This window comes from Streptomyces enissocaesilis (assembly GCF_039533765.1).
Classification (GTDB): domain Bacteria; phylum Actinomycetota; class Actinomycetes; order Streptomycetales; family Streptomycetaceae; genus Streptomyces; species Streptomyces enissocaesilis.
Genome location: NZ_BAAAUD010000023.1, coordinates 59,946 through 86,921 on the forward strand (window position 1 = coordinate 59,946; position 26,976 = coordinate 86,921).

Genomic DNA, 26,976 nt, shown 5'->3' on the forward strand with positions numbered 1-26,976 from the left:
CGCCGGCTCAACGGCTGGTCGCCCTGCGCTTCCCCGGTGACGGCACCTCGCTGACCGAACTCCGCCGCTTCCGGAAGGTGTTGCCAACGCTGCCGAGCAACGCCCCGCACGTCTCCATCTGCGAACGGTGTTCGCTGTGATGAACCCGCACGCCGCCCCGCACACGGGGCCGGTGACCGTGGTGGCGCCGACCGTCCCCGGCCCCCGCTGCGGCACCGCATCCGCCTGCTCGCCCGGGGGGTTCCGGTGCTGGGCGGCGAGCGCGCGGCTTCTCCGGCGTCACGGTGCTGCGCGTCCTGTCCGAGCGAGTCGCGTGTGGAGTGGTGAGGGTGCGACCGGGCGTCCGCGCAGGTGTGGCGCCTGCCTTCCGATCCGCCCCGAACAGGCCTGTCCATGGACCCGGCCAAACTTTGCACACGTTGGTGACAAAGTATGGACGGCCCAAGGAGAAGTCCCTACTGTGTCCGACGCGACGGTGTGAGCCTCATGCGTCCCCCGTTCGCACCCCTCCGTATCCGGGGCGACGGCGCGCTCCGGCAGCGGTGGATTTCCCACTTGCCCGATCGAGTTCCTCACCCCTGAGGGACCGACAGGAGGTCTCGTGTATCCACGGCTGTATCCCCGTCGGCTGGGCAGACGTCTGGCCGGAACGCTCATCGTCTCGTTACTGGCCCTCGGGCTGTCGTCCCCGGCCACAGCGGCTGATCCGGCCGCCGCAGACATCCCTCCGCAGGAACCGGGCGTCACCCTGCGGGTCTTCGACGTACAGGTGCCTCGCAGTGAGATCTGCGCCCTCAAGCCGGGGCAGACTCCCAACTCCGACAAGTTGATGTCGACGGTCGACTGGTCCTCGGCCGCCGACTTCGGGGGCTTCGAGGACAACTTCGTGTCCCAGACGACCGGCAACATCAAGGTTCCGCAGAACGGGACGTACGCCTTCCGGCTGATCAGCGACGACGGCTCGCGCCTGCGCGTCGGCGACCGGACCGTCATCGAACACGACGGCCTGCACGGCCCCGAGCCCAAGGACGGTTCGACCGACCTGACGACCGGTTACCACCCGCTTCTCATCGAGCACTTCGAGCGCTCGGGTGGTCAGCAGGTCACCCTGCAGTGGAAGCCACCGGGTGCCTCCGGCTTCAGTGTCGTACCCAACTCCGTGCTCAGCACGGACTCCGGCGTCGTACGCGTCACCTCGCCGGGCCGCAAGGAGTGCGAGGGAAGCGCGGATTCACCGGGAGACGGCCTGCCGCTGACCGGCGTCCACCCGAACTACACCCTGACGAACCTGCGTCCGGCCGGCTTCGAGCCGCAGGTCTCCGCGATGGACTGGCTGCCGGACGGCCGTCTGGCCGTGGCCACCTGGGGCGGCAGCAACAACACCGCGGGTGAGGTCTACCTGCTGAGCAACGTCACCGGCGCCACCGGTCCGGACAAGGTGACGGCGAAGAAGGTGGCCGGCGGCCTGAAGGAGCCCATGGGCATCAAGCATGTCGACGGCAAGCTCTACGTCTCCCAGAAGCACGAGCTGACCGAACTGAACGACACCAACGGTGACGAGGTCACCGACCAGTACCGAAGAGTCGCGACCTGGCCCTTCGGCGGCAACTTCCACGAGTTCGCCTTCGGCCTGCTCTACCGGGACGGGTACTTCTACCTGAACCTGTCGGTCTCGATCAACTACGGTGGCGCGACGACCGACCCGCAGCCCGCGGCGAACCGCGGCACCACGATCAAGGTGAACAAGGCGTCCGGGGAGGTCTCGTACGTCGCGGGCGGTCTGCGTACCCCCAACGGCATCGGGTGGGGTCCCGAGGGCGACATGTTCGTCACCGACAACCAAGGTGGCTGGCTGCCTTCCTCGAAGCTGGTGCACATCAAGCAGGATCGTTTCTTCAATCACTACACCAACCCGGACGGGCCCTTCGACTCCCGGCCGGTGACCAAGCCGGTGCTGTGGCTGCCGCAGAACGAGATAGCCAACTCCCCGAGCACGCCACTCCAGTTGAAGGACGGTCCTTTCGCCGGTCAGATGCTGTTCGGCGACGTGACGTACGGCGGCATTCAGCGCGGGTTCCTGGAGAAGGTGGGCGGCGAGTACCAAGGAGCGGTCTTCCGCCTCACGCAGGGGCTGGAGGCCGGAGTCACCCGGATCAGCGTCGGCCCGGACGGCGCACTCTACGCCGGCGGGCTGGGCGCGGGCGGCAACTGGGGCCAGGAGGGCAAGCTCGCCCACGGCCTGCAGAAGCTGACGCCGAACGGCAACAACACCTTCGACATCCGCGCCATGCGCGCCGTACCGGGCGGCTTCGCACTGGAGTACACCCAGCCGCTGTCGACGGACACGGCGACCAACCTGGCCGGACGCTACAAGATCAAGCAATGGCGCTACGTACCGACCGCCGGCTACGGCGGCCCCAAGGTCGACGAGGAGACTCTCACGGCGCAGTCGGCCACTCTCTCCGCCGACCGCAAGACGGTCACCCTGGCGATCCCGGGACTCAAGGCCGACCGGGTCGTCCACGTGCGCTCACCTCGTTCCTTCAGCTCGGCCGACGGTGAGCAGCTGTGGAGCACCGAGGCGTGGTACACGCTGAACCAGATTCCCGGTGCGACGACCCGCCAGGGTGAGGTGAAGGGAGTCAACGGCAAGTGCCTGGACGTCGACAACTCCCAGACCGCCGACGGCACGAAGGTCCAGTTGTGGACCTGCAACGGCAGCGGTGCCCAGCAGTGGACACTGCCCGGCGACGGAACCGTACGCGTTCTGAACAAGTGCCTGGACGTGTCCAACGGCGGCAGCGCCGACGGCACGAAGGTCCAGCTGTGGACCTGCAACGGCACCGGATCGCAGACCTGGCAGCCCCAGGCCGACGGCACGGTACGCAACCCGCAGTCCGGCAAGTGCCTCGACGCGTCCGGCGGCGCCTGGAACGACGGCACCCCCGTCCACCTGTGGACCTGTCACACCGGACCCAACCAGAAATGGACCCTGCCGTGACGCCGCAGGCGGCGCGCACGACTTGACACGCGGCACATGACGGCGAGGGCCGGGAGGCTTCCCGGCCCTCGCCCATTGCCGGGACCGCGCTGCCCCCGACGGGCCGGGACAGCACATTGGATTTCCAGATCCCGCGACCGCACCGGCCGGGCTCGGGTGCCTGCTGAGCCGAGGCAGGCCGAGGACGGGCGGCGCTGTGGCTGCGACCACGCGATTCGCGCGCTTGCCCGGCGCCCCGATGTGCTCCATGGTTCGGCGCCTCGTCGACCGCCGCAACCACCCCTGTACGCGCGGGGAGCAGCGGGGGCGAGGCCGGCCGCTTCGGCCCCTGGTACGGGTGGGCTCGCATGGCGCGGTGTCGCGTATTCGCGGCTGACGCCCGCGGCTCCATGACGCTGAGTGAGCCGTCAAGGGGCCGAGCCGTCAAGGGGCCGTCGACCACGGTCCGGGATGATCGCGCGGCGGCGTGAGGTGGAGTCGGGCGTGACAGCCCGGAACACCGGAGAACGGGCCGGCGTTCCCGTCCTCCCGCACGTCGTCCCCGCCTTCCCGTACGTCAGCCCGTGACCGGGGCAGGGGAGCGGCGCGACGGGCCCGCCGTGCTGAGGGCGACGGCCGAACCGGGCAGGGCGGCGCCGCGCAGTGCACCGCCCAGCGCCTCCGTGCGGAGCGCGGCCCGCAGCAGCGCCCAGCCGATCAGACCGCCGAGCGTATTGGCGATCACGTCGTTGATGTCGACCGACCGGCCATTGTTGAACAGGATGTACGAGAGCATCTGCGCACTCTCGATCGCCGCACTGGCCAGCGCGGTCAGCGCGATGACGCGCCCCGCCGAGGTGGCCCGCGACGACATGAGGGGGAGCAGCAGGCCCAGCGGGATCAGCATGATGACGTTGGGCAGGGCACTGACGTCCATGGTGAGCAGGGGGAGCCAGTTCAGCTGGTTGTACCAGGGCATCAGGTTCGCGCCTTCGCCCCAGGTGATGTTGAGCGGGAAGACCGTGATGGACAGCACCGCCGTCGCGTACAGCACGACGGCGAAGCGGAGCGCCGCGTGCCGCCCGGTGCGCCCTGCCGTCCCGCGCCGCGCACGGATGGCGAGGACGACGGCGTATGCGACGAGCAGCGGCCCGAGCACGAGGGCGGCGCCGATCTGGAATGACACGTTCATAGGTGGGTCCTCGCAGGCTGAGCGTCGGGGGCCGTCGGACGACGACGGGTTGACGATGACGACTCTGCCGTCGGCCACCCGCCTGCCGTATCCGCTGAAAGGCCGGTCCGCCGTCGTGCGGCTATGACTTTCGGCCGAGGCCGGCCCGCCCGGTCTGCGGATATCTTCGGGGCATGCGGTGCTCGTCTCTCTCCTCCAGTCGTGCGGCGGCCCTCGCCAAGGCGGGGGGCGTCATCGCGGCCTGCGCTGCGGTGGCGGCGGTGCCGCTGGACCTGCGGATGGGCACGTTCCGGCAGCCGGTCACCGGCACCCCGCTGCTGATCTCGGCCGCCGTGGCCGCGGTCGCTCTGTTGCTGCTTCCGCGGCTGTCGGCGGCCGGCGTCGCCCGGGCAGCCTGCGGGGCGGGGGCCGTCTCGCTGGGGTGCTCGTTTACGCTCCGCCTCCGTTCGGACGGGGCGGGTGACCTCGGCCCGGCGGCCTCGTCCGCGTACGGGGCTTTCGAGCCCGTGGCCCTGCTCCTCGTCCTGCTGATCTCCGCGCGCCGGGCCACACCCGTGGGGGCCGCGCTCGGGGTGCCCCTGCTCACCGCCGCCGTGGTGCTGCGGCCGCTGGCGATCCGGGTGCAGGAGGGCAGTACGACCGTCGCGCTCTTCCTCGCCCTGCTCACCGGCGCCGCGCTCGCCGCAGGGCTCACCGCCCGGCTGGTGGTGGCCGCCCGGGAGCAGCGGGACGAGCGGATCCGGCTCGACCAGCGGGTGGACTTCGCCCGCGACCTGCACGACTTCGTCGCCCACCATGTGACGGGCATCGTCGTCCAGGCCCAGGGCGCCCGGGCCGTCGCGGAGAAGAACCCCGAGCTGGTGGAGCCCGCCCTGGAACTCATAGAGCGGACCGGCGCCGAGGCACTGGAGTCCATGCGACGGATGGTGGGCGCCCTGAGAGAGGAAGCCGGGGGCGGGGCGGGAGCCGGCGCGGGGGTCCCGCTGCCGGTGGACAGCGGGCTCGACGGGGTCCGGTCCCTGGTCGACGGCTTCGCGTACCCGGGGGCGCGTATCCGGCTCGTCGAGCGGGGCCCGCTCGACGGCATACCGGCGGAGGTGGCGAGCAGCATCCACCGGGTGGTGATGGAGGCCCTGACCAATGTGGCCAGGCACTCCCACGGCTGCGGCACGGTCGAGGTGCTGCTGACCGCCGCGCCCGGAGGCGTGGTCGACGTAGAGATCCGCGACGACGGAGCCGGCCGACGCGTCCCGGGCGGCGGGAGCGGCAGGAGCGGGAACGGTTACGGCTACGGACTGCGAGGGCTGCGCGAGCGCGTCGCCCTGGCCGGCGGAACTTTCCGGGCCGGTCCGGGGGGCGGTGACGGGGGCGGGGGCGACGACGGAGATGGCTGGACGGTGGCGGCCTCGTTCCCCGGCGCTTCGGCGGCGTTCCACGGCGATGCGGGGGACGGCCGTGCCGCAGGCCTCCGCACCGAGAGGGGCGGGACCGGATGACGACGATCCGTGTGCTGATCGCGGACGACCAGGCCATCGTCCGTACGGGCATGGCCATGATCCTCGCGGCCGAGGACGGCATCGAGGTCGTCGCGCAGGCCCGGGACGGCCTGGAAGCGGTCGAGCAGGTGGCCCGGCACCGCCCGGACGTCGTGCTGATGGACATCCGGATGCCCCGGCTCGACGGCCTGGAGGCGCTGCGGCTGCTCACCCGCCCCGGGGTGGTCCACGTGCCGAGGGTGGTGATGGTGACGACCTTCGACGACGACGAGTACGTGCACCGCGCACTGCGGGGCGGAGCCTGCGGCTTCCTGCTGAAGGACGCCGGGCCCCGGCTGCTGGCGGAGGCCGTAAGGTCGGCGGCCCTGGGCGAGGCGCTGATCAGCCCGTCCGTCACCGTACGGCTGCTCCAGCGGTTCACCGAACCGGCCCGGCAGCGGACCCGGCCACCTGGCGGGGCGCTGTCCCGGCGGGAGGAGGACGTCGTCGGCCTGGTGGCCCGGGGGCACACCAACGCGGAGATCGCCGCCGGGCTCCACATCAGCGCCGGCACGGTCAAGGCGCACCTCAGCAACATCCAGAGCAAGCTCGACGCCCGCAACCGTGTGGAGATCGCGGCGTGGGCGTGGGAGTCGGGCCTGGTGCGTTGAGCTGCTCACCGCTCGACGGCGGTCACGCCGGACTCGCCGTCACGACCATCGCCCTGGTCGTCATTGCCGCCTTCTCCCCCCCGGCTGGACTGTGATCGTCGCGGGGTGCTTCACCCTCTGGTTCGTCCTTGCGCTGACCGTCATCCGCATCAGGGGCGTATACGGCGGAGAAGCCGTTCGGCGGGCTTACGCCGCCACCTTTCGCGCAGTTGCCGCCCCGCCCCACCCTGAAACGGAGTGGCCGAGCGGCGTGATCAAAGCTCGTTTCCTGCGGCCGAGTCCTTCTCGATGCGCATCGCGCCCCCCTCGGAACCGCACTTGCCTCTCGTCAAGTGGGTCGCGCGGACGAGCCTGTCAGGCGGTCCCAGCTGCGGTCAGCACCGATACGGGGAACAGCAGCATCCACTGCGGCAAGCGCAGCAGCGGCTTCGACCGGCCGGCCGCCAGTGACACCACCAGGAACACGCCGGAGTAGGCCATGAAGTGGGCCGCCAGCAGCCAGGCGATGGTGTCACTGCCGGTGCGGTCGCCCAGGGCCAGCCAGATCAGGGCGACGGCGGCCAGGGCCAGATCGGCCGTAACCATGTGCCACACCGCGTGCAGGACACGGCGGGGCTCATCGGGGAGGTTGCCGGCCAGCAGTGGCCGGACGACATCCCGGCCGCCCGCCACGGCATGGATGGTGGCGATCGCGCCGGCGGTTATGCCAGCGGCAAGGAACCAGGCGTTCAACGGGTCTCGATTCCGCGGCCCACCATGGCCGCCAGGCGCGTGGCCAGCTGTCGGCCGGGCTGCTCGCCCACCAGGCCGACGTGGAAGAGGACGGCCCCGGCCAGCGTGTCCAGAACCAGGTCGACCGGCAGGCCGGGGTCGGTCTCCCCGCGCTGGGCGGCTCGCTCGAACACGGCCATCAGGCCGGCCTTGGCCGGGGCCAGGAACTCGGATCGGATGCGGGCCTGCAAGCCGGGGTCGGCGGCGAAGTCGGCCAGCAGGCCCGGCAGGGCCGCGGCGGCGGCCGGAGCGGAAAACTCCTGAATGAGCGCCTCCAGCAGGGCGGTCAGATCGCCGACCAGGCTCCCGGTGTCCGGTGCCGGAGCCGCCTCGGTCTCGGTGAAGACCGCCTCGTACACCAACTCGGCCTTCCCCGACCACCGGCGGTAGACGGTGTCCTTGCCGACGCCGGCCCGGGCCGCCACCGCCCCGATGGAGGTGGCGGCGTAGCCCAGTTCGGTCACCAGCTCGGCCGTGGCGGTCAGGATCCCCTGATGGGCACGGCTGTCTCGGGGACGCCCGCGCGGGGCGTTGGGAAGCGTCACGCGAGTAACCATACGGGACGACCCGTTTGGTTAATGCGTCAGGTGCGGCACGCAGAGACGGAGCCGTCCCTCGCGACCACTACCGCTTCAGTGAGGATGCCGTGCGGCTGCCTCCGCCCTACCGTCGGTCAAGGGCCGTCAGGACCGGCGTCGCCGTCCCCGGTGAGGACGGCGACGAAGCCGTTCCACCCGTGGCGTCCGCGCTTGTCCCCGGTGACGCCGGACCTCCTGTCCCTGGTGGTGCCGGGCCCCCTGGCCGTGGCGAACCCCATTGGCTGCCGGACTGCTGGTGCGGGGTGACCATGGAAGAGACCACGTCGCCCGTTGCCAGCAGTGTGATCACCCACCGTGCCGACGGGGCGGAAGGAGCAGCCGGTCATGGGTGCAGATGGATTTCAGTCCGATCTTGGCCATGCCGGGCGGGCGGAGCTGGAGCCGTCGCCGCCGGGCGGGCTACTGGACGTGCTGGGCGTGGCCGCGATCGTCCTCGACGCCGAGGGACGAATCGTGTTCTGGAGCCCGGAGGCGCAGGCATTGCTGGGTTACAGCGCCCCGGAGGCGCTCGGCCGGTTCGCGGCGCAACTGTTGGTGGCGGAAGAGCATGTTGATCTCGTGCTGCGGCTGTTTGCCCAGGTCATGGAGGGTGAAGGCAGCTGGGCGGGCGTCTTTCCCGTGCGCCACAAGGACGGTGGCACGCGGCTGCTGGAGTTTCGCAACATGCGGCTGCTGGACGACCGCGGTGATCTGTACGCCCTCGGCCTGGCCACCGATCAGGCGACGCTGCGACGGGTGGAGCGGGATTTGGCGCTGTCGGTGCGACTGGTCGACCAGTCACCGATCGGGCTGGCGGTCATGGACCCCGAACTGCGGTACGTCATGGTCAACCCGGCGCTGGAGCGGATCAACGGTCTGCCCGCCGGAGAACACCTCGGTCGAACTGTGCGGGAAGCGTTGCCGTTCCTGGATGCCGACACCGTCGAATCCGGGATGCGGCAGGTCCTCGCCACCGGCATCCCGCTGCTGGACCAGTACACCGTCGGCCGCACCCGAGCCGATCCCGACAGCGAGCACGCCTGGTCGGTCTCCTTCTACCGCTTGGAAGACCCTGGCGGGACGGTACTGGGCGTGGCCACCTCGGCGGTGGATGTCACCGACCGGCACCGCGCCGCTCTGGAGGCCGACCGGGCGCGGCATCGGCTCGCTCTGGTCGCGGACGCTTCCGTGCGCATCGGTACCACGCTGGATCTGGAGCAGACCTGCCGCGAGCTGGCCGATATTGCCGTGCCGGAGCTGGCCGACATGGCGGCCGTGGACGTGCTCGACTCCGCTCTGACGGGCCAGCCCACCACCGTCCCCGCCAACGGACCGGCACTGTTTCGCGCCCTGGCCGTCGCCGTCGCCTATCCCACCGAGGCCGCCGCGGCGACCGACCCGCCGGGCGAAGTCGCCCGCTACGACGCCGACCGGCTGGTCACCCGGGCCGTCAACACCAGCCGGCCCGTCATGGTGCCCCACGTGGGCGAGGCCGACCTGTCCCGCATCGCCCGCGACCCCCGAGCCGCCGCACTGCTGGCCCGGGCCGGTGTCCACTCCTACCTGGCCGTGCCGCTGATCGCGCGCGGTGAAGTCATCGGCGCCCTGGATCTCGTACGCGCCCGCAACCCGCAGCCCTTCACCGAGGACGACGCCACCCTGGCCGGCGAGCTGGCCGCTCGCGCCGCCGTCTGCATCGACAACGCCCGCTGGTACCAGCAGCAGCGCGACACCGCCCTCACCCTCCAGCGCAGTCTTCTGCCCGACCCGCCACCGAGGCTCTTCGGCCTGGAAGTAGCCTCGCGCTACCAGCCCGCCGGCGCCGCCGGCGAGGTTGGCGGCGACTGGTACGACATCCTCCCGCTGCCCGACCACAAGACCGCCCTCGTCGTCGGCGACGTCATGGGCAGCGGCATCAAGGCCGCCACCACCATGGGTCGGCTGCGTACCGCCACCCAGACCCTCGCCGGCCTCGACCTCGAACCGACCCAGGTACTCCGCAACCTGGACCGGATCACCGCCGGACTGGACCCCTGCTTCGCCACCTGCACCTACGCGCTGTACGACCCCCACAGCGCGCAATGCCGTATCTCCACCGCCGGCCACCTGCCACCCGTCCGCATGCGGACCGGCCGCGCCCCCGAACTGCTCGACCTGCCCACCGGCGCACCCCTGGGCGTCGGCGGCGTCCCCTTCCGGACCACCGCCGTCGACCTGGGCCCCGGCGACCAACTGGTCCTCTACACCGACGGCCTGGTCGAGACCCGGGACCAGGACATCGACACCCGCCTGGACGCTCTCATCACGCTCCTCGACGGCCCCCACCGGGAGCTCGAATACACCTGCGACCACCTCCTGGCCGCGCTGCGCCATCCCGACGACCACGACGACGTCGCCCTGCTCATCGCCCGGGTCCGCCGCTGATCCCGACCCCAGCAGTGACAACGCGCCACGGGGCAGAAGCCCGTCGACGCCAGTCGAGTTGGGCGGCTGCGGACGTACGCCCGGAAGGCTCACCCGGATGAGGCCCGGGTCAACCCGGGCCTCCTGGCCACGCCGAGGCATCCCGACGACCACCACGACGTCGCCCGGAGGGGCAGCGGACCGGCCAGGCTGTGTCTTGGCGTGCTCCCGCCGGCGATCACGGGGGTGCGCGATGCGGTACCGAGCCGATCTCGGCCTGACGGCCGAAGAGGTCATGGCGGAGCTGCCGACCGAGGCAGCCGGGCGGGAAGTCACCGAGCTCATTGGGACGGTCCGGGCGAAACGGGAAACCTGGCCGCCGACTGGCGGCCGGCAGCCGGGTGCGGCCTTCGGGCCGCGGCGATGGATCGTGTTCGTGGCCTATCCGGACGGGACCGAGATCATCGTCGGTCTTCCAGGCCGGCGACACGTCCTCGCCACCCCCGGCGACGGACCGCCCGGCCGACGGGCGGGGGGAAGGGTGAGGACAGGAGCGGCCGTTACCGATCCGTGCCGTGGTGTTCACCGTTCCGTCGTGCGGTGGGGGCGGCGGCGGGCAATGTCGGTGCCAGGACCACTACGGTCGGGTGGGACAGATCCGCGGTCGGTGTCCCGATCAACCGTAGGCAGCGGTCTCCAGGGTGGGCATCACGAACATCCATCAGTCGACTCGGAGGCGACGTGCCCCTCCAGATGAAGTGGAGCGCGACAACCCTCGACTGCCCTGCCCCACTGGCTCTGGAACATCGCCGAGACAGGACACCGGGCCTGCGGATGCCGCGGGGTGCCGTCAATCTCCCACTACCGAACGCAATCCGACTGGGTTAAATAAGTGGGGTAATTGAATGGGTTAAGGTTGCTAGTGTTCGGGGTGGAGGTAGAGACATATGGCATCCGAGGAAGAGCTGTTCGCGTCGGTCGACGCCCTGTTGGAGGAGGAGCCGCAGCTGCCGCCCCCGGCGGAGCGCGCCCGGCTGCGTGAGGCCGCCGGCATCACCCAGGCCCGCCTCGCGCAGGCATTGAAGTCGACGACCCAGACGGTCAAGAACTGGGAGAACGGCCGCTCCGAGCCGAAGCCGCCGCGCCTGGAGGCGTACCAGCGGCTGCTGAACGGCTGGGCGGTGAAGTACCCCGCACACGGAACTCCCGCCGGTGCGCCCGCCCTGGCGCCCGCGCCGCAGCCGGTTCCGGAGACGTTCACCGGCCCGGCCGCGTCCGAGCCCGAGGAGCCGGCCGCGCCGCAGGATCCCGCAGTGCAGGCCGTCCCCGGGCGCCCCGCCCGTCCGGCCGCGCGCCCGGCAGCATCACGCCGTCCGACGGCGAAGAAGGCCGCGAAGCCCGCGGTCGACCCGCGCTTCCCGCACGGCCCGCTCGCTGTACTGGATGGCGACGGCTGCGCGTACGGCACGGGGGGCATCGTGCTCGACTGCCCCGCCACCACGGTTCCGGAGCTGGTGGAGTGGGCCCTCAAGGAGTCCGGTCTCGGTGCGCCGAAGCTCAACCGCTACGGCAAGGACTCCGACCCGCTGATCGTGCTCACCGCCGCGGCCGCCGTGAAGCTGGGGCTGCCCGAGCGCCTGGAGGGCCACGAGCAGCGCCGCTCCCTGCGCCTCCCGGAGGATCATCCGGTGGTCAAGCAGGTGGTGAAGGCGAAGTGGAAACTGACCCAGCGCGGGTTCGGCCCGTGGGCGCGGATCTACCGCCCCGCCCAGGCCGGGCAGCGCCAGTGCGTGCAGCTCGCGATCCTGTCCTGGGACGCCCTCGATGAGCGCTCCTGGCCCGGCGTCGCGGACATGGAGCCGGCCGACGTTGCCCGCGTCCTCGGCGTCTATGCCCAGCGGGTCATCACCCCGCGCGGCTCCACTGCCGTCTCCGGGCTGGAGCTGATGACCGCGCTGCGCCCGCCGACCCGGGCCGTGCAGGACGCGGAGACCGGGAACTGGGTCCCGGGCCACAACCCGGGCTCGCTGGGGACGGAGCCGATGGACCCGGCGCCGCCGGAGGCCACCCCGGAGCACCCCGTGGTCGTGGGCTCCGGCTGGACGGGCGGTTTCCTCAATGAGGAGGCGTACCAGTGGGTGCGGCCGGTGGACCTGCTGACGGACGAGGAGTGCACGCTGCCCTTCGCGGTCGGCCTGGACCTCAACACCGCGTTCCTCGCGGCCGCCGCACGGCTGACGGTGGGCCTGTCCGCCCCCGACCACTTCCACCACCCGCAGTTCAACCCGAAAATCCCCGGCTCCTGGCTGGTGGACCTCTCCCATGTCGAGCTGGACCCGCGCCTGCCCAGTCCGTTCACCCCGGACGGCACCCGCCCGACCGGGCCTGCCTGGTACCAGACCCACACCGTCGCCTACGCCCAGGAACTCGGCTACGACGTCCACCCGATCGAGGCGTACCTGCGCCGTGAGACCGGGGCGTACCTGGATCCGTGGCACGACCGGCTCAAGGCCGCGTACGTCGGCACGCTCGCCGACCTCGGCGTCACCCGGGACCTGGACGACCGGCAGTTCCTTGCGGCGATGGAGCAGCACAAGCAGGCGGATCCGGCCCTGGCCGCCGTGCTCGCCGCCATCAAGGCCACCGTCAAGGGCGGCATCGGCAAGCTGCGCGAGCGCCCGCAGGGCAAGCGGTACAAGGACGGAGACCGCTGGCCGGCCCTGGAGCGCCCGACCTGGCGCCCCGACATCCGCGCCGCTGTCATCTCCAAGGCGCGGGTGAACATGCACCGCAAGTTGTTCAAGACGGCGGACATGACGGGCCTGTACCCGCTCGCTGTGCTGTCCGACTGCGTCGTCTACCCCTCGCCGGGCGACAGCCCGCTGGACTTCCTCCCCTACGCCGCCTCCGGCAAGCCGCAGCCCGGTGGGTTCCGCCTCGGGCCCACCCCGGGCCTGGCCAAGCTGGAGGGCGTCCAGTCGATGCTGTGGGCGGTCGATCTGATGGAGAAGGGCCTCAACCCCGCCCGCCACATCAAGGGCGGCGACGCCGTCCTGGACGAAGGGGAGTGACCGGTGGGGGAGATCCAGGACGCCATCGAGCGGGCCGACAGGGAAGCCTTCACCCGGCAGCCGCCCAAGACCCTCAAGGGCCAGATCAACTACCTGCTCAAGCAGATGGGCAGTGCGAAGGCCGTCGCGGCGGAGCTCGGCATCACCGCCGACTCCGTCAACCGCTACCGGCGCGGCGCCCGCAAGCACCCGCCGAAGGGCATCGCCGCGAAGATCGACGACGCCGTCCGCTCCCGCTGGCAGCCCCAGGTACGCAAACGACGGCGCAAGCAGGCCGCCGCCACCGGCGGGATCACAGTGGAGACAAGGGCCCGGTTCGGCTACACCGCGCCGGTCGGCACGACCGACGACGGCCGCTTCCGCCGCCTCACCGTCCGTCTCCCCGCGACGTACGCGCAGCGCCTGTTCGACGCCCGCGACACCGGGGCCGACGACCAGGAGATGCGCGGAATCATCGCCGAAGGATTCAAAGAAATCTATTTCCAGGACGGTGGCGGCCGCGCCGTGGGACTCTCGGAAGTCGAAATCAACGACATCGACTATCTGGATCTCGATTATTAATTCATAGCCCGTTCCTGGCGCATCGTGGGTACCGTTGAGTCGAAGAAAGATAGTTGTCACAAAAGCAGGCTTGTTGTCACCAGGATCGCGGAGCGGGGCACGCAGGGCTGCCCGACGGTGTCCTGTCGCGCTGAAGCTGCCGGATTCCCACTCATTCTCGTTCGTACGGTCAGATTCTCTTTCGTGGCGCCCTGAGCGGCTGTCCGCCCTCACTCCAGTGGCTGGTCAGGACTCCAGCGGATCAAAATCCAGGTGCGAATGAGCTGGTTCGCACTCGTATACGCGTGCGGGCTCGTGGAGGGGGAGGCGGAGACAGTGAAGCTCGCTGAGGCACTGGCCGAACGCGCGGAGGCGATGCGCCGTGCAGAACAGCTGCGAGCACGCGTCGTCGACAGTGCGCGGTATCAGGAAGGGGAGACACCCGCCGAGGATGCAGCTCAGCTGTTGGCTGAGGCCGGTGAGGTGCTGGACGCCCTGGAAACGTTGATCCGGCAGATCAACCGGACCAATGCCACCGTGGAGATGGGTCCGGACGGCACGCTCACCGATGCCCTCGCACGCCGGGATGTCCTGCGGTTGCGTCATTCCGTGGTCACCGCGGCGGCGGGTAAGGGCGAGCGGGGATACGGCCGGCAACTCCGGTCCGAGCTGCTGATGCCCTCCGCGCTTCCGGTCGCGGAACTGCGCGGTCGGGCGGACGCACTCGCCCGGGAGATCCGCGAGGTCGATGTGCGGATCCAGCGTACGAACTGGGAGGTCGATCTGCTGGACTGAGTAGTCCAGCAAGCTGCGACGATGTGGAGCAGGTAGCAGCTTCGGAGGCGTGCACACACCGGGGGCTGGCGGTTTTCCAGCCCACTCCTGGCGCGTGAGGAGCAACGCGGGGGTTCGACTCCCCATTAACAGTGCAGCTCAGCACCGCGTACAGGTAACAGCGCACATCGCACAGCACATCACCACGTGCAGATCCGGGGCGGCGAGGGCGGGTTCGGGGCTTTCCACACCGCAGCACCATGGAGAACGGCGATCTCTGGCTCTGTTGGCGGCCTTGGCGACGCTCCTGCGTCTATCGCGACCGAGACTTCCGCGAAGCCCGGTGGTTTGAGAACGCCGGCCGCTGGCGGTCTCCAAGCGACCTGGCAACAGCGCAGGTCAGCAGCCCACCACACGCCAGACCCAGACGCAGACGCAATGCGACAGGACGGACGGAGTCGCGTGCAGCTCACCTGCACCACCCTCGTTCTGTTCTCCATGGGGGATCACCAAGGGGAAGTGGGGGACGCTGACGGACGCCCTGACGGACTTCGAGGCGCTCCACGACGCCGACACCCCGTTGCGGCAGGTCCTGACGCACCTGGCCGAGCCGTACCCGCGGTGCTACGGCCACATGACGTTGCGCGGCCTGTGTCAGGACACGCACGAACACCTCACCCGCGCCGAACTGATCAACGCCCTGGACACCGCCTTCCAGGAACTGCCCGAGCCGGTCCACCCGCCCCAGTGCTGCTACCAGCAACTGATCAGGGGCGGCACCGAACGCCTCCCGCTCGCTCAGGCCACCGCGGGCGGATCGCCGCCGCGATGGTCACCGTCACACCGCCTGGCATCCCCGTCCTGATGCCCGGAGAAGCCCTGGGCACACCCGACGGACCCGCCCTGCGCTACCTCAGCGCTCGGGAAGCCTTCGACCGGGCCTTCCCAGGCTTCCCCAGCGAAGCTCACGGCGTCACCATTGACCCGAACACCGGCGACTACCTCATCGAATCCGTACGCCAGGACGGCACGCCCACCGGCAGGCAATGAACCGCGAAGGGATGGCGCGCGGCTGCATGCGTCCGGCTCGGGGAGCAGATCGGAGGTGATCAGGTCGCGGACGAGCGCGCCGACGAACCGGCCGGCGGGCTCGGGGCCGATGATCAGATCGAGGGGGAGGGAGAGCGAGTGCATGGGATGTCCTTACTCGGGCAGGTTGTGGGTGCCCCGGGGTGGCTGGCTGGCGATCTGCTGGTGACGGAACAGCCTGCTCCGGGGCATTTCTGTGCTCAGGTGTGGTCGTCGTCGTGCTTTCGCCTGGGCTCGGTGTCGGACACGAAGTGGCCCAGCCGGGCCTCGACGGGGTGGGCGGCGCACCAGTTCCGAACCTGCCGTCGTGCCGCGCTTGCCGGCCCACTCGGTGAGCCGGGCACCGACCGCGACGAGCGCCCTGCGCCGGCGGCGTGCCCGAAGGTGTCGTTGAGGGCCTTGAAAAGGTCGGCGTCCGCGAGGAACCAGCACCGCCTCGTGCGGGTGGCGCTTGAGGATGCGCTGCGCCCGTGCGGTGAAGGCTTCGCGGCGCGGGGTGGCGGTGAGTGGGTCTTTCCGGGCTCTTCGGCAGTTGCGCCAGGGCGGCCTGGGCCGTGGTGGTGTGATCGGTGGCGGTGTCGCTGCCCGCGTTGCCGGGCCTGAGCAGTCCGTCCACCGGCTCCCCGCTCCCACCGCTTCCGCGAACGACGAACCCCGTCAGCGGATGGTGTTCGAAGGTCTTCTTCCAGGTCGCGGCAGCGTCCTGCTTCTCGGAGTGGGCCGGCACGAGCACCCCGTCCAGATCCACGAGGGAACTCGCCGGGGGCGAGCGGCGAAGGAGAGATGAAAGCCCAAGCCTTCGAAGCATGTTCCCTTGAACGAGAGGAGCCCCGATGACCGTCGAGCCAGGCGTCCGCACGGGGGCGGAGAGCGATGCCTCGGTGATTGCGCGGTCCCGGGACGAGCCCGAGGCATTCGCCGTGCTCTTCGACCGATACGCGGATGCGGTACATCGTTATCTGGCTCGTAGGCTCGGCGGCGAGCCGGCCGACGACCTCATGGCAGAGACCTTCACCACAGCTTTCCAGCAGCGGCACCGTTACGACCCCTCGCGTGCCACGGGCGACGGCGCCCGGCCCTGGCTGTTCGGCATAGCGACCAACCTGGTCGGCCGACACCGGCGGGCCGAGGCGCGCCGCTTCAAAGCCCTGGCCCGCATCCCGGCTCCGGCCGACCACGAGGAGCCGCTGGCCGACCGTGCTGCGGCCCGGGTGGGGGCGCAGGCCGTAGGCCGCGAACTGGCAGCAGCACTGGCCGCACTGCCCGCGCGGCACCGGGACGTGCTGCTGCTGGTGGCGTGGGGCGGTCTCGGCTACGAGGAAGTGGCCCAGGCCCTCGGTGTCCCCATCGGCACGGTCAGATCACGGCTGCACCGGGCTCGCAGCAAGCTGCGCGAAGCGTTGGGCGGATCCGATCCGACGACACTGCGAGAGGCATCCGACCATGACTGACGAACTCGAACTCCTGCGGGAGTGGAACGCGGACGCGGCCCCGCTCACCGAACCGGCCCGAGCGAAGGCCCGCCACCGACTGCTGAACACGATGGCGCGCGCGGAGCGGCACACCGACGCCGCACCCGGCCGCCGCCACGCGCTCCGCCTCGCGGCAGCCGCCGTGGCCGCTGTGGCGGTGGCGGGAACGGCGGTACTGATCACCGAGGGCGGCGCCGACGAGGGCGGTCGGCCCGACCGTGCCGACCGCCTACCGGGCACGGCGACCCCGCGGATGGGCAACGTCAGCGCCGCAACGGTACTGAACGGGGCAGCGGCGCGGACGGGTAAGTACGAGAAGACCGTGGCGCCGCGCGACGACCAGTTCATCTACTCGAAGCGGATCATCAAGGAGACGGAGCGCAAGACCGGGAAGGTCAAGACCTTTGTGGACGTGAACTGGGACTCGGTGGACGGCTCCAAGCGCTCCCTGACCATGGAGCGCGGCAACGTGATCTGGGAGGAGCCCATGAAGGACGGCAGCTTCGTGTGGCCTCCCCGGGAGTGGAGCAGGCTCAAGAAGCTCCCGACCGATCCGGAGAAGCTCATTCCGGCCATCGTCTCCGCCCGCGGCACGTCCGACCGGTCGATCCACGACCTCTCCGGTTTCGACTGGTACCACGCCTACTTCCTGCTCGGCGAGCTCCTGAAGGATCCAGTGCTGCCCCAGGGGCTGCGTCCCGCCGCGTACGAGGCACTGGCCCTGGTGCCCGGGGTCGAAGTGATTCCGGGGGTGAAGGATTCTGCCGGGCGCCCGGGGGTGGGGATCTCTTACCCCAAGAGTCCGTTCGCGAAGGGCAAATACCTCATCTTCGATCCGGAATCCTATGAATTCCTGGGCTTCCGAGACGAACGGACTTCGGCGTCCGGCGACAAGACGTACATCCAGCTGTCACACACGGTGGACTGGGCGATCGTCGACCGGTTGAAACAGCGCCCCTAGCCTTGCCGTCGCGTTCGGGTGCGGCCGTCGTCGATACGAAAGCGCGAAAGCGCCCTCCGCATCTGGGACTCCAGGCGGAGGGCACCTTCTCGGTCCGGGGCACCAGGTCGCGTCCCAAGGGTCATGGCGCTTCCGATGGCTCGGGGGCGGCCAGCCAGTCTGGGCGCGTTTGCTGTCGGATCCCACCGATACCATTGGGCTGACCGTCGTGTACTCCGCCATGTCTTCGGTGCAGCCCGCGACGGGCATCCGCGACGAGGGGATGGCGGCGCTCGTCGTGCGAGCGCTCGCTGAGGCTGAGGCTGAGGCGACGCGCGGCTGGTGGCTTCGACTCGTAGTTCGGTGGTGAGGGAGAGTGCTGTTTCGTCGCTGACGTGATGTGCGGAACAGCAACGAGCTTGTGGATACGGTGTTTCCGGGACTGTTCCACTGATCATCGAGAACGTGACCGACGAGGGTGAGCGGATTCTGGTGCGGGCCCGGACTCCGGAGGACTCGGTGCCGTGCCCGGGCTGCGGGACGTCCCCGGCCCCCGGCGGTGTGGCTGCCCGGCATATCGGCTACGGGGCTGCCGAGTCGTTTGTCTCCGGCGGAGAAGGGGGCGTGGTCGAGGCGTCTTCTGCCACCCGGTCCGACGCACACAGCTGGGCCTGGACATCGTCGGCCAGGACGTTGTCGTCATGAGAGCGGCCTCCCCTGGAGGGCCGGTCGTCGGCATAGCGCTGGTGGCCGTCGCCCGGCCCACAAGGACGGTTCATCTCGCGCTGCTGAAGGACCAGGCATCGATGTCGCGGTAGTGGATCGGCCCGGGGCCGCGGCCGAAGTTGCTGCCGACCAGGTGCAGACGTTCGGCCTGCCAGGTGCGGCCGGTGAACGCGGAAAGCCCTGCGGCGGCCTGTACCGCGCTGGAAGCATCGCCGCGGCGCGAACGGGCGAGCGTCAGGTGGGGGTTCAGCGGCCGGTCCATGAAGGTGACACCATGTTCCTCGACCAGCGCCCGCACCTCCCCGGCGAGCAGCCGCAGTCCTTCGAGGTCCCCGCCGATCCCGCTCCACAGCACACGCTCGTCGAAGTGCCCGCCGCCGCGCAAGGCCAGGTGCAGGGGGTGGCGCCTCGCTGCGAATTCCGCGAGCGGCGGTCGCAGGAGCGAAACGGCTGACCTCGGCAGCTCACCGAGGAACGCCAGGGTGATGTGCCAGTCCTCGATGCGGTTCCACCGCATGCGCGGGTAGGTGTCATAGGCGGGCCGCAGTGCCTGCGCCAGCTCCTCCTTGGCGTCGTCGGGCGGAGCAAGGGCTATGAAGACGCGGACGGTCGCGGCCTGGATCGGTTCGTTCACGAAGGACTTCGTACACCATCGACGCCGGCCGCTGCCGTGCGCGTGGCGGGCTGTCGTTCAACGAGATGGAACTCGCCGTTGCTCACGACTCGGGTGGCGGTCCCGGCCGGGGGAGTTGTTCCGTTTCACCGGCAGCGAAGAGCGGAATCGATTCCACCCGAATCCCAGCCGGCGACACCACATGTCGGGAACCGACTACCAGGGGGGGCAGAACCCGTGCCGTACGCGCAGGTCTCTGCACCGCCGTCGCACCCTGCTACGGTTCCCGCTCGAGAACGCGTCCAGCCGCCGTCGACCCAGAGCTTGTGGAGGCCGGGCGGCCGCGGCGATGAGGGGCGGAGGGGCAGATGTACGTGGGTCCCTTGCCGACGGCGGGGTGGTGGGCCGGAAGCGCGGTGGTGAACAGGGCGAAGGGAGCCTGATCGCTGCCGGTTTTCGCGCTTTTGATCGTCCGGTGATGTCGCAATGCAGCCCTCCAGAGCGCTTTTCGAGTCGGGTGAACCGATGGCTCTGATGGGCTGCTCGACTGATTCGTACTGTCCGAGCGGTCTCTCGAAATGTCAGCGGATGACGACCGGACGGAAGGCGTCCCGTACGCCGGAGGGAGTGGTGGAGACGAGCTGGTCGCCCGGCCCGTAGTCGTACGTGCCGTAATACTCGTAGTGCAGGACGGCCGGGCAGCTTCCGCCGCTGATCTGCACCGAGCGTGGACCGACGCGCTCACCGGTGCGCAGCTCGTAGACCTTCAGCGGGATCTCGACCTTGTGGAAGGTGACTTGGCGGGGGAAGTGGTCGGACTTGTCCTTCTCGTAGGAGCAGGACCTGACGGCGGCGCCGTTCTTCGCCGTGTCCGCGCAGACCACGAGCGCCGCCTTGGTGGGGTCGCCGGTGCGCCAGTGGCCGGGGAGCTTGCCGGTGTACTCGGTGTCACCGAGGAACAGCGCACGGTTGGTCCCCTCGCGGTACGGCGGGGCGGCGCTGTACTTGGCGGGTTTGTCGCAGTAGCCGGACGTCGCGCCGTGGGTGGCTCCGATCAGAGCGCGCACCTCGTCGAGTTCGATGGCCAGGACGGCCTTCCTCACGCCGCTGCGTGCCTTGCCGGTGAGCGGCTCGTCCGGGTACGCGTCGAGAAGCCGCTGGTAGCGCGCCCGTGCCTGTTTCCAGTTCTCCTCGTCCATCAGGGCGTCGCCGCATCCGGCCAGCGCCGCGGGTTCCGTACGCGTCGCGGCGTCGGCGGACCGGTCCAGGACGTCACGGGTGGGCTCACGGTCGCGGAGCCAGCCGGTGATGTCGGCGGTGTCACAGGCGTCGGCGGTGGGCAGGGCGTTGAGGAAGGTGTTCAGGGTTGTTCGGACGGTCTTCTCGTGGCCGGGCTCCTCCAGGACGCGGGCGAGGACGCCGAAGCCCCGCTCCAGCTCCTCGAGATCCCCGGACCGCCCGGCGTCGTGCAGCGTGGACGCGGCGCGCTCCAGCCGTTGGCAGGTCTCCACCACCGCGTCGCCGGGTTCGACCACCGTCGCTCCCGCCACGCGGTGGCCGGACCACACCTCGCTCTGCGCGGCGACGGCCTCGTCGCAGTCACCGGCCTCGCGGGCCTCGTCCACCCGGTTCTCGATGTCGTGCGCCTCGGCGCGCAGCAGCACGGCAGTCAGCAGGACCGCGACCGTGACGGCGAGGGCGCCGTTGCGCTGCGCCCTCCGTACGACATGCTCGCGCCCGTGGGCCAGGAACCAGCCGTGGGCGATGCCGGCTGCCCACCACAGGAGCAGCAGAAGCTCACACCAGACCTCGGCGGTCGAGGCGGTGAGCTTGAGGAGCGTGCCGGTGCCGAGCACGGCGAGCGCGGCCAGCCACCGGTGGCCCAGGAGCAGATAGCCGATGCCGAGCAGCGAGGCGTTGCCGATCCCTGCCGCCATCGGGTCGCACGGGGCCGCGGGCGGCCCGGGTGACACGGGCGGCTCCGGCGGCTCGCCGGGCGGCCGGTACGGGTCGGGTTCGTACGTCGAGTAATCCATGGGTGGTCATCCTTGAGGCGAAGTGGGCGCCGGGCCGCGTACGGAGAACCAGCGGCGGGCGGTCTCGCCGAGCACCACCCACAGGGCCGCTCCGTCGATGCCGAAGACCAGCAGCACCGCCGGGCTGGGCGCTCCGGAGGCCAGCGAGCCGACGAAGGCGAGGAGCGTCGAGCACGCCACGAAGGCCAGGCACACGGCCAACACCACACGGACCCAGGGTCGGCGCCTGCCGGCCAGGACGACGCAGGCGACCTGGAGCGCCGCCAGTGCCCAGCAGAACCACGCCACGAACCGGGCCAGGCCCATCGGCATGATCAGGTCCTGCCCGTGTTCCCGCTTGCCGTAGTTCTCATCGAGGATCGCCCAGCCGCCGAAGGCGGTGCCCACCGCGTGCGCGACGACGACCACGAGCACGAGGACGAGGGCCCCGGAGATGCGCGCCGCCTCGGGCGGACGGGGATCACCGGGCTGACCGACGAGGCCGGACGAGCCGCTCCGGCGGGAGAAGTTCTGCATGCGGATCACCTCACGCCTTCGTTGTCCGGCAGGTCGTAGACCCGGGCCCAGTCGATTTCGTAGACGGCGCTCTGCATGTCGTCCCCGTGGAAGTTGTCGAGCTGGATGGTCTGGTGCATGGACGGGGCGCACTGGACGCAGGCGCGATCCGCGTTTGCGCCGCCGGAGAAGCGGAACCACTCCTTTCCGTCGATGAAGCCGCGCAGATGGTCCTCGGTCCACTCGATGGCGACGTTGTGCCACCGCGACAGGTCCACGCCACACTTCTGCGCGAACTCCTGCTGTACGGGCACGTCCTCCGGGTGCGGGTAGTGCAGGAACGCCTCGGCGCACTGCTCACCCGGGGCGCCGTTCTCCAGGTAGTCGTACTCACCGTCCTGCGGATGCTTGCCGGAGTCCGGCCAGAGGATCAGCAGCGGGTGGTACTGCCGCCCGTTGTCGCGGGCGGTGGCCCGGGAACGTACGCGCGCCTCCCAGCGGCCGTACCGCTGTCCGTACGGCGAGGCGAGCCAACCGCTGTCGCCGTTCGCCTCGCCGGTCATGCGCAGTACGCCGCCGACGACCCGGGTGTTGGCGTCGCAGCGACGGCCGTTGTCGCCGTGGCCGGGCCAGCACTCGCCGGGGCCGCCGCCCGCCAGGCGCCACTTGTCGCGGTCGGGTACGGCGGGGTCCGCCTCGGAGCCGTAGCCGAACTCGTCCGACCACTCGGGCAGCGGGGCGCCCCAGCCGTACCGTTCGGCGGCCGTCGACGGCCGTGCCGGGCCGGCGTTCGCCGTGGCCGCCGCGAAGGTCACCACCAGGGCAGCCGCTCCGAACCCCACGGCGAGGGGCCGGGCACGAGGTCGTTTGTACATGTGTCTCCTTCAGCCTGCCGCACGGGTGAGGGGGGCGGCCCGAGCCCTCCCCCCTTCGCCCGGACTCGGGCCGCGCCGCGGCCGTTCCCGGCCCACCGCCCTCGGCCATTCGACCGCCGTACGCCGTTGTTCAGCAGGCCCTGTCCCGGCGCCGAACAACCCGGAGGCGCGAACCGGAGGGGCGAACAGGACGCGGCCTGTCGTGAAGACCGGGTGAACGCCCGTGTCCCGTCCTGCGGTTACCCGGCAGTTCGGTTGCGGTCGCACCTCCCGACTCCCTACCGTGGGCGCCCGGGCAGACGCACTGGGTGATGCCCTGGTGACGACTCGGCGGAGCGAGGGTGGGGCGGGCACGTGTCGGGACAACCAGGGCCGGGGCGCACCGAGGGCGAGCTGGATCCGGAGGCCGGACCGGTGCCGCGGTTCGCCGCCGGACTGCGGGCGCTGCGCGAGGCCGCGGGGAAGCCCACGTACCGGGCGATGGCTCAGCGGGCGCGGTACGGGGTGACCGCCCTGTCGCAGGCGGCGGCCGGGAAGCAGCTGCCCACCCGCGCGGTGACGCTCGCCTACGTGAAGGCGTGCGGCGGTGACGTGACCGAGTGGGAGCGGCGCTGGCGCGAGGCGTCGGCCGAGCTCGCCGCCGAGGCGTCCGGTGACGAGACCTCCCGGCCGCCGTACCGCGGCCTGACCCGGTTCGAACCGGACGACGCCGAACTCTTCTTCGGCCGCGACCAGCTCCTGGACCGGCTGACCGGACTGAACCGCAAGCACCGCCTCACCGCCGTCTTCGGCCCCTCCGGCAGCGGCAAGTCCTCGCTGTTACGCGCCGGCCTGATCCCGCGGCTGCGCACCCCACCCGAAGGGGCGGGCGACGGGGACCGCGAGGCCACCGCGGCGGCCGTACGGATTTTCACGCCCGGCCCCGATCCGCTGCGCACGCACGCCGAACGGCTCACGCCCGTGCCCGGCACCGACGCCGACACCTGGCTGATCGTCGACCAGTTCGAGGAGCTGTACACCCTCGGCGCCGACCCGGCCGACCGGGACACCTTCATCGACCGCCTCGTCGCCGCCACCGACGCCGGCAGCCGTCTGCGCGTCCTCATCGCGGTGCGGGCCGACTTCCTCGGCCGCTGCGCCGAACACCCCGGCCTCACCGCTGCGTTGCAGGGTGCCACGCTGCTCGCCGGGCCGATGAGCCGCGCGGAGCTGCGGGAGGCCATCGTGCGCCCGGCCACCGCGGAGGGCCTGATCGTCGAACGCTCCCTGACCGACCGTCTTCTTGACGAGGTCGAGGGCGCCCCGGGTGGACTGCCGATGATGTCGCACGCCCTGCTGGAGACCTGGCGCCACCGCAGCGGCCGGGTCCTGACCGAGGCCGCGTACGAGGCGGCCGGCGGACTGCGCGGAGCCGTCGTCCGTACGGCCGAGCAGGTGTACGGCGAACTCACCGCGCCTCAGGCCGAACTGGCCCGCCGTATCCTGCTCCGCCTCGTCGCCCCCGGTGACGGCACACCCGACACGCGCCGCCCCACCGAGCACGCGGAGCTCGGCTTCGGCAGTCCCGCCGACACCCGCGTGGTGCTGGAACGCCTGGTCCGCGCCCGCCTCATCACCTTCGACGACGGCACCGTCGACCTCGCCCACGAAGTCCTCATCACCGCCTGGCCCCGGTTGCGGGCCTGGATCAACGCCGAACGCGACCGGCTGCGCGTCCACCGCGCGCTCTCCGAGTCGGCACGCACCTGGCAGGCGCTCGGCCGGGAGAGCGCCGCGCTCTACGCAGGCTCCCGGCTGGACGCCGCCCGTGACGCCTTCCCGGAGGACGCCGCCCGGCCGAACGGCGCCGCGGCGAAGGACCAGGAGGGCGGGGACAGCTGCCGCGGCACCGAACTCACGCCTCTGGAACAGCAGTTCCTCACCGCCTCGCTCCGCCGCCGGCACCGCGCCGCGCGACTGCGGCGTACGGTCGTGGCCGTACTCGCCGCTCTCGGGCTGCTCGCCACCGGCACCGCCGTCGTCGCCCTCCAGGCGCGCGCTACCGCGCAGGCCGAACGGGACGACGCCGTCTTCGGCCGCCTTACCACCGAGGCCGACAGCGTCCGCGAGATCAGTGCCGGGCTGGCCGGCCGCCTCGACGTCGCCGCGCACCACATGCGTGCCACCCCGGACACCCGGACCCGGCTGGCCTCGGACGCGGGCCGGACGCTGGCCACCCGGCTGCCCGGCCACGCCGGTCTCGCCAGCTCCGTGGCGTACGCGCCCGACGGCCGCACCCTCGCCAGCGGCGGCCACGACGGCACGGTCCGGCTGTGGGACACCGCCGTGCGGCCCGGGGCGGCGGACCGGCCCGGGGACCTGGGGAAACCGCTGGGGAAACCGCTGGGGAAACCACTGCGATTCCGTACGGGCCCGGTCGGCGCGGTCGCCTTCGCGCCGCGGGAAGGCGACCTCCTGGCGGCCACCGGGAAAGGCGGCGGCGTCCAGCTGTGGGACGTACACGACCGGGAGCGGCCCCGCTCCGTCGGCCGGCCGCTGGTGGGCCACGACGAGGAGAACGTCGTCTCCGTCGCGTTCGCCCCCGACGGCCGGACACTGGCCACTGCCGGAGACGACGGGACCGTACGGCTGTGGGACCTGAGCGACCCGGACCGGCCCACACCGCTCGGCGGACCCGTCGAGGCCGACGCGTCCGACGAAGGCAGCGTCCGCGCCGTCGTGTTCGCCCCGGACGGGGACACCCTGGCCACGGCGGGCTTCGACGGTGCCGTACGGATGTGGCGCGTCAGCGGGGAAGACGGGATCGAGCCGCTCGGCGAGCCGCTGCGCGCACACACCGCCTCCGTCTGGACGGCGGCCTTCTCCCCGGACGGCCGGACGCTGGCCACGGCGGGCTTCGACGACACCGTACGACTGTGGGACGTGTCCGACCCGGGCCGCCCCCGGTCGCTGGGCGATCCGCTCACCGAGCACACCGCGCCCGTCATGTCGGTGGCCTTCAGTTCCGACGGCCGCACCCTGGCGAGCGCGGGCGAGGACAACGCGCCGATCCTGTGGAACGTGGCCAACCCCGCATATCCGCAGCAGCTCGGGGAGCCACTGGCCGGCCACACGGAGGCCGTGTGGGAGGTGGCCTTCAGCCCCGACGGCCGTACCCTCGCCAGCACCGGCGCCGACCGCAGCGTCCACCTCTGGCACCGGCCGCCGACCGTGCTCACGGACTTCACCAACCCGCTGACCGCCGTCGCCCACAGCCCCGACGGCCGCCTGCTCGCCGCCGCCAGCACCGACGACGCGCTGATCCGCCTGTGGGACGTCGACGAGCCGGGCCGCCCGCGCCGGATTCCGCGGATGCTCACCGGCCACGAGGACGAGGTGCTGGCCGTCGCGTTCGCCCCGGACAGCCGCACGGTGGCCGGCGGCTCGCTGGACGGCACCGTACGGCTGTGGGACGTCTCCGCGCCCGAACGTCCGGTCCCGCTCGGCGAACCGCTGGACGCGCACGACGGCGGCGCCATCACCGTCGCGTTCGCCCGGAACGGCCGCACGCTGGCCAGCGGCGGTGAGGACGGCTCGGTGCGGCTGTGGGACGTGCGCCGAACGGACCGTGTACAGCCGCTCGGCGCACCGCTGCGCGGCCACGGGGACGCCGTCCGCTCCGTCGCCTTCGCCCCGGACGGCAAGACGCTGGCCAGCGGCGGCGAGGACGGGACGGTGCGGCTGTGGCACGTGCACGACCCGGCGCGTGTGCGGGCCGCCGGTGAAGCTCTCACCGGGGACGACGAGTCGGTCAACGCGGTCGCCTTCGCCCCGGACGGAAAGACGCTGGCCACCGGCGGCGAGGACCGCGCGGTACGGCTGTGGGACGTACGCCGGCCGGACCGCGCCCGGCAGACCGGAGAGGAACTGGACGGACACCGCGGGCCGGTCAGGTCGGTGGCCTACTCGCCCGACGGGAAGACACTTGCCACCGGCAGCAGCGACCACACGGTACGGCTGTGGGACGTGGCACAGCCGGACCGTGCCGAGCCCGCCGGCGGGGAACTCACCGGACACCTCGACACCGTCACCTCCGTCGCGTTCGGCCCGGAGGGCGACACCCTTGCCTCCGCCGGCTACGACCTGACGGCCCGGGTGTGGCTCCTGGACACGCGCCGCGCTGCGGACTACGTCTGCGACCACACCGGCGGTGTCCTCACGCGTGCCGAATGGGAGGAGCACCTGCCGCAACTCGGACACCGGACCGTGTGCGACACCCCTTGAGCGGCACCCGTC

19 protein-coding genes and 1 pseudogene are annotated in these 26,976 nt (G+C 71.2%); 12 read left to right on the top strand and 8 right to left on the bottom strand.

The window, feature by feature from the left end; translation table 11 throughout:
• Positions 1-601: 601 nt before the first annotated feature.
• The gene (locus ABD374_RS12285; RefSeq protein WP_344494410.1) at positions 602-3,001 is read left to right on the top strand and encodes a ricin-type beta-trefoil lectin domain protein; all 2,400 of its coding nucleotides are present in this window, start codon (positions 602-604) and stop codon (positions 2,999-3,001) included.
• A gap of 556 nt (positions 3,002-3,557) precedes the next feature.
• Here ABD374_RS12285 and ABD374_RS12290 read toward each other — a convergent pair.
• Entirely contained in the window at positions 3,558-4,172 is a 615-nt protein-coding gene (locus tag ABD374_RS12290) for a VanZ family protein (protein WP_344494412.1), read from the bottom strand.
• A gap of 173 nt (positions 4,173-4,345) precedes the next feature.
• On the opposite strand from ABD374_RS12290, the gene ABD374_RS12295 reads away from it, so the two are divergent.
• Complete coding sequence (locus ABD374_RS12295; protein WP_344494414.1) at positions 4,346-5,668, top strand: sensor histidine kinase; 1,323 nt, start codon at positions 4,346-4,348, stop codon at positions 5,666-5,668.
• Complete coding sequence (locus ABD374_RS12300) at positions 5,665-6,318, top strand: response regulator transcription factor (protein ID WP_344494416.1); 654 nt, start codon at positions 5,665-5,667, stop codon at positions 6,316-6,318. The genes ABD374_RS12295 and ABD374_RS12300 overlap by 4 nt, the downstream gene beginning before the upstream one ends.
• A gap of 354 nt (positions 6,319-6,672) precedes the next feature.
• Here the strand turns inward: ABD374_RS12300 and ABD374_RS12305 are convergent, their stop codons facing one another.
• Both ABD374_RS12305 and ABD374_RS12310 read right to left on the bottom strand, forming a co-directional pair.
• Positions 6,673-7,050 carry a hypothetical protein gene (locus tag ABD374_RS12305; protein WP_344494417.1) on the bottom strand — a complete coding sequence of 126 codons (378 nt, stop codon included), beginning with the start codon at positions 7,048-7,050 and terminating at the stop codon, positions 6,673-6,675.
• Positions 7,047-7,634: a TetR/AcrR family transcriptional regulator gene (locus ABD374_RS12310; RefSeq protein WP_344494419.1), complete on the bottom strand. Its 588-nt coding sequence runs from the start codon at positions 7,632-7,634 to the stop codon at positions 7,047-7,049. Before ABD374_RS12310 ends, ABD374_RS12305 begins: the two co-directional genes overlap by 4 nt.
• Before the next feature lie 378 nt (positions 7,635-8,012).
• On the opposite strand from ABD374_RS12310, the gene ABD374_RS12315 reads away from it, so the two are divergent.
• From ABD374_RS12315 to ABD374_RS12340, 6 genes are all read left to right on the top strand, one after another.
• Positions 8,013-10,091, top strand: a complete 2,079-nt coding sequence (locus tag ABD374_RS12315; protein ID WP_344494421.1) for a SpoIIE family protein phosphatase — start codon at positions 8,013-8,015, stop codon at positions 10,089-10,091.
• A gap of 926 nt (positions 10,092-11,017) precedes the next feature.
• The gene (tap, locus tag ABD374_RS12320) at positions 11,018-13,141 is read left to right on the top strand and encodes a telomere-associated protein Tap (protein ID WP_344494423.1); all 2,124 of its coding nucleotides are present in this window, start codon (positions 11,018-11,020) and stop codon (positions 13,139-13,141) included.
• A 3-nt stretch (positions 13,142-13,144) separates the two neighbouring features.
• Positions 13,145-13,702, top strand: a complete 558-nt coding sequence (gene tpg / locus ABD374_RS12325; RefSeq protein WP_344494425.1) for a telomere-protecting terminal protein Tpg — start codon at positions 13,145-13,147, stop codon at positions 13,700-13,702.
• Positions 13,703-14,017: 315 nt separating this feature from the next.
• Entirely contained in the window at positions 14,018-14,476 is a 459-nt protein-coding gene (locus ABD374_RS12330) for a DIP1984 family protein (RefSeq protein WP_344494501.1), read from the top strand.
• Between the two features lie 613 nt (positions 14,477-15,089).
• Positions 15,090-15,320, top strand: coding sequence for an Orn/Lys/Arg family decarboxylase (locus tag ABD374_RS12335; RefSeq protein WP_344494427.1), 231 nt, complete (start codon positions 15,090-15,092; stop codon positions 15,318-15,320).
• On the top strand, positions 15,320-15,505 hold the full coding sequence (locus ABD374_RS12340; protein WP_344494429.1) for an Orn/Lys/Arg family decarboxylase: 186 nt from the start codon (positions 15,320-15,322) through the stop codon (positions 15,503-15,505). The genes ABD374_RS12335 and ABD374_RS12340 overlap by 1 nt, the downstream gene beginning before the upstream one ends.
• Positions 15,506-16,061: 556 nt before the next feature.
• Here the strand turns inward: ABD374_RS12340 and ABD374_RS12345 are convergent.
• Positions 16,062-16,295: pseudogene (locus ABD374_RS12345) on the bottom strand (IS1380 family transposase); the annotation flags it as partial.
• Positions 16,296-16,377: 82 nt separating this feature from the next.
• Here ABD374_RS12345 and ABD374_RS12350 point away from each other — a divergent pair.
• Together ABD374_RS12350 and ABD374_RS12355 are read left to right on the top strand one after the other, a co-directional pair.
• On the top strand, positions 16,378-16,995 hold the full coding sequence (locus tag ABD374_RS12350; protein WP_344494431.1) for an RNA polymerase sigma factor: 618 nt from the start codon (positions 16,378-16,380) through the stop codon (positions 16,993-16,995).
• Positions 16,988-17,977 carry a CU044_5270 family protein gene (locus ABD374_RS12355; RefSeq protein WP_344494433.1) on the top strand — a complete coding sequence of 330 codons (990 nt, stop codon included), beginning with the start codon at positions 16,988-16,990 and terminating at the stop codon, positions 17,975-17,977. Before ABD374_RS12350 ends, ABD374_RS12355 begins: the two co-directional genes overlap by 8 nt.
• 754 nt (positions 17,978-18,731) lie before the next feature.
• Here ABD374_RS12355 and thpR read toward each other — a convergent pair.
• The 4 genes from thpR to ABD374_RS12375 all read right to left on the bottom strand — a co-directional run bounded on the left by thpR (position 18,732) and on the right by ABD374_RS12375 (position 22,701).
• Positions 18,732-19,316: an RNA 2',3'-cyclic phosphodiesterase gene (thpR, locus tag ABD374_RS12360; protein WP_344494435.1), complete on the bottom strand. Its 585-nt coding sequence runs from the start codon at positions 19,314-19,316 to the stop codon at positions 18,732-18,734.
• 560 nt (positions 19,317-19,876) lie between these two features.
• Positions 19,877-21,331, bottom strand: coding sequence for a tetratricopeptide repeat protein (locus tag ABD374_RS12365; protein WP_344494437.1), 1,455 nt, complete (start codon positions 21,329-21,331; stop codon positions 19,877-19,879).
• A gap of 6 nt (positions 21,332-21,337) precedes the next feature.
• Positions 21,338-21,847 (bottom strand): hypothetical protein, encoded by a 510-nt coding sequence (locus tag ABD374_RS12370; protein WP_344494439.1) that lies wholly within the window; start codon positions 21,845-21,847, stop codon positions 21,338-21,340.
• Positions 21,848-21,852: 5 nt separating this feature from the next.
• On the bottom strand, positions 21,853-22,701 hold the full coding sequence (locus tag ABD374_RS12375) for a glycoside hydrolase family 16 protein (RefSeq protein ID WP_344494441.1): 849 nt from the start codon (positions 22,699-22,701) through the stop codon (positions 21,853-21,855).
• 354 nt (positions 22,702-23,055) lie between these two features.
• Between ABD374_RS12375 and ABD374_RS12380 the strand changes: the two genes are divergently transcribed.
• Positions 23,056-26,964, top strand: a complete 3,909-nt coding sequence (locus tag ABD374_RS12380; RefSeq protein WP_344494443.1) for an nSTAND1 domain-containing NTPase — start codon at positions 23,056-23,058, stop codon at positions 26,962-26,964.
• Positions 26,965-26,976 lie beyond the last annotated feature (12 nt).

Coding starts and splice junctions, on each gene's coding strand:
- ABD374_RS12290 (WP_344494412.1), bottom strand. CDS start 4,172: ATGAACGTGTCATTCCAGATCGGCGCCGCCCTCGTGCTCGGGCCGCTG.
- ABD374_RS12295 (WP_344494414.1), top strand. CDS start 4,346: ATGCGGTGCTCGTCTCTCTCCTCCAGTCGTGCGGCGGCCCTCGCCAAG.
- ABD374_RS12300 (WP_344494416.1), top strand. CDS start 5,665: ATGACGACGATCCGTGTGCTGATCGCGGACGACCAGGCCATCGTCCGT.
- ABD374_RS12315 (WP_344494421.1), top strand. CDS start 8,013: ATGGGTGCAGATGGATTTCAGTCCGATCTTGGCCATGCCGGGCGGGCG.
- tap (WP_344494423.1), top strand. CDS start 11,018: ATGGCATCCGAGGAAGAGCTGTTCGCGTCGGTCGACGCCCTGTTGGAG.
- ABD374_RS12335 (WP_344494427.1), top strand. CDS start 15,090: ATGACGTTGCGCGGCCTGTGTCAGGACACGCACGAACACCTCACCCGC.
- ABD374_RS12340 (WP_344494429.1), top strand. CDS start 15,320: ATGCCCGGAGAAGCCCTGGGCACACCCGACGGACCCGCCCTGCGCTAC.
- ABD374_RS12350 (WP_344494431.1), top strand. CDS start 16,378: ATGACCGTCGAGCCAGGCGTCCGCACGGGGGCGGAGAGCGATGCCTCG.
- ABD374_RS12355 (WP_344494433.1), top strand. CDS start 16,988: ATGACTGACGAACTCGAACTCCTGCGGGAGTGGAACGCGGACGCGGCC.
- ABD374_RS12365 (WP_344494437.1), bottom strand. CDS start 21,331: ATGGATTACTCGACGTACGAACCCGACCCGTACCGGCCGCCCGGCGAG.
- ABD374_RS12370 (WP_344494439.1), bottom strand. CDS start 21,847: ATGCAGAACTTCTCCCGCCGGAGCGGCTCGTCCGGCCTCGTCGGTCAG.
- ABD374_RS12375 (WP_344494441.1), bottom strand. CDS start 22,701: ATGTACAAACGACCTCGTGCCCGGCCCCTCGCCGTGGGGTTCGGAGCG.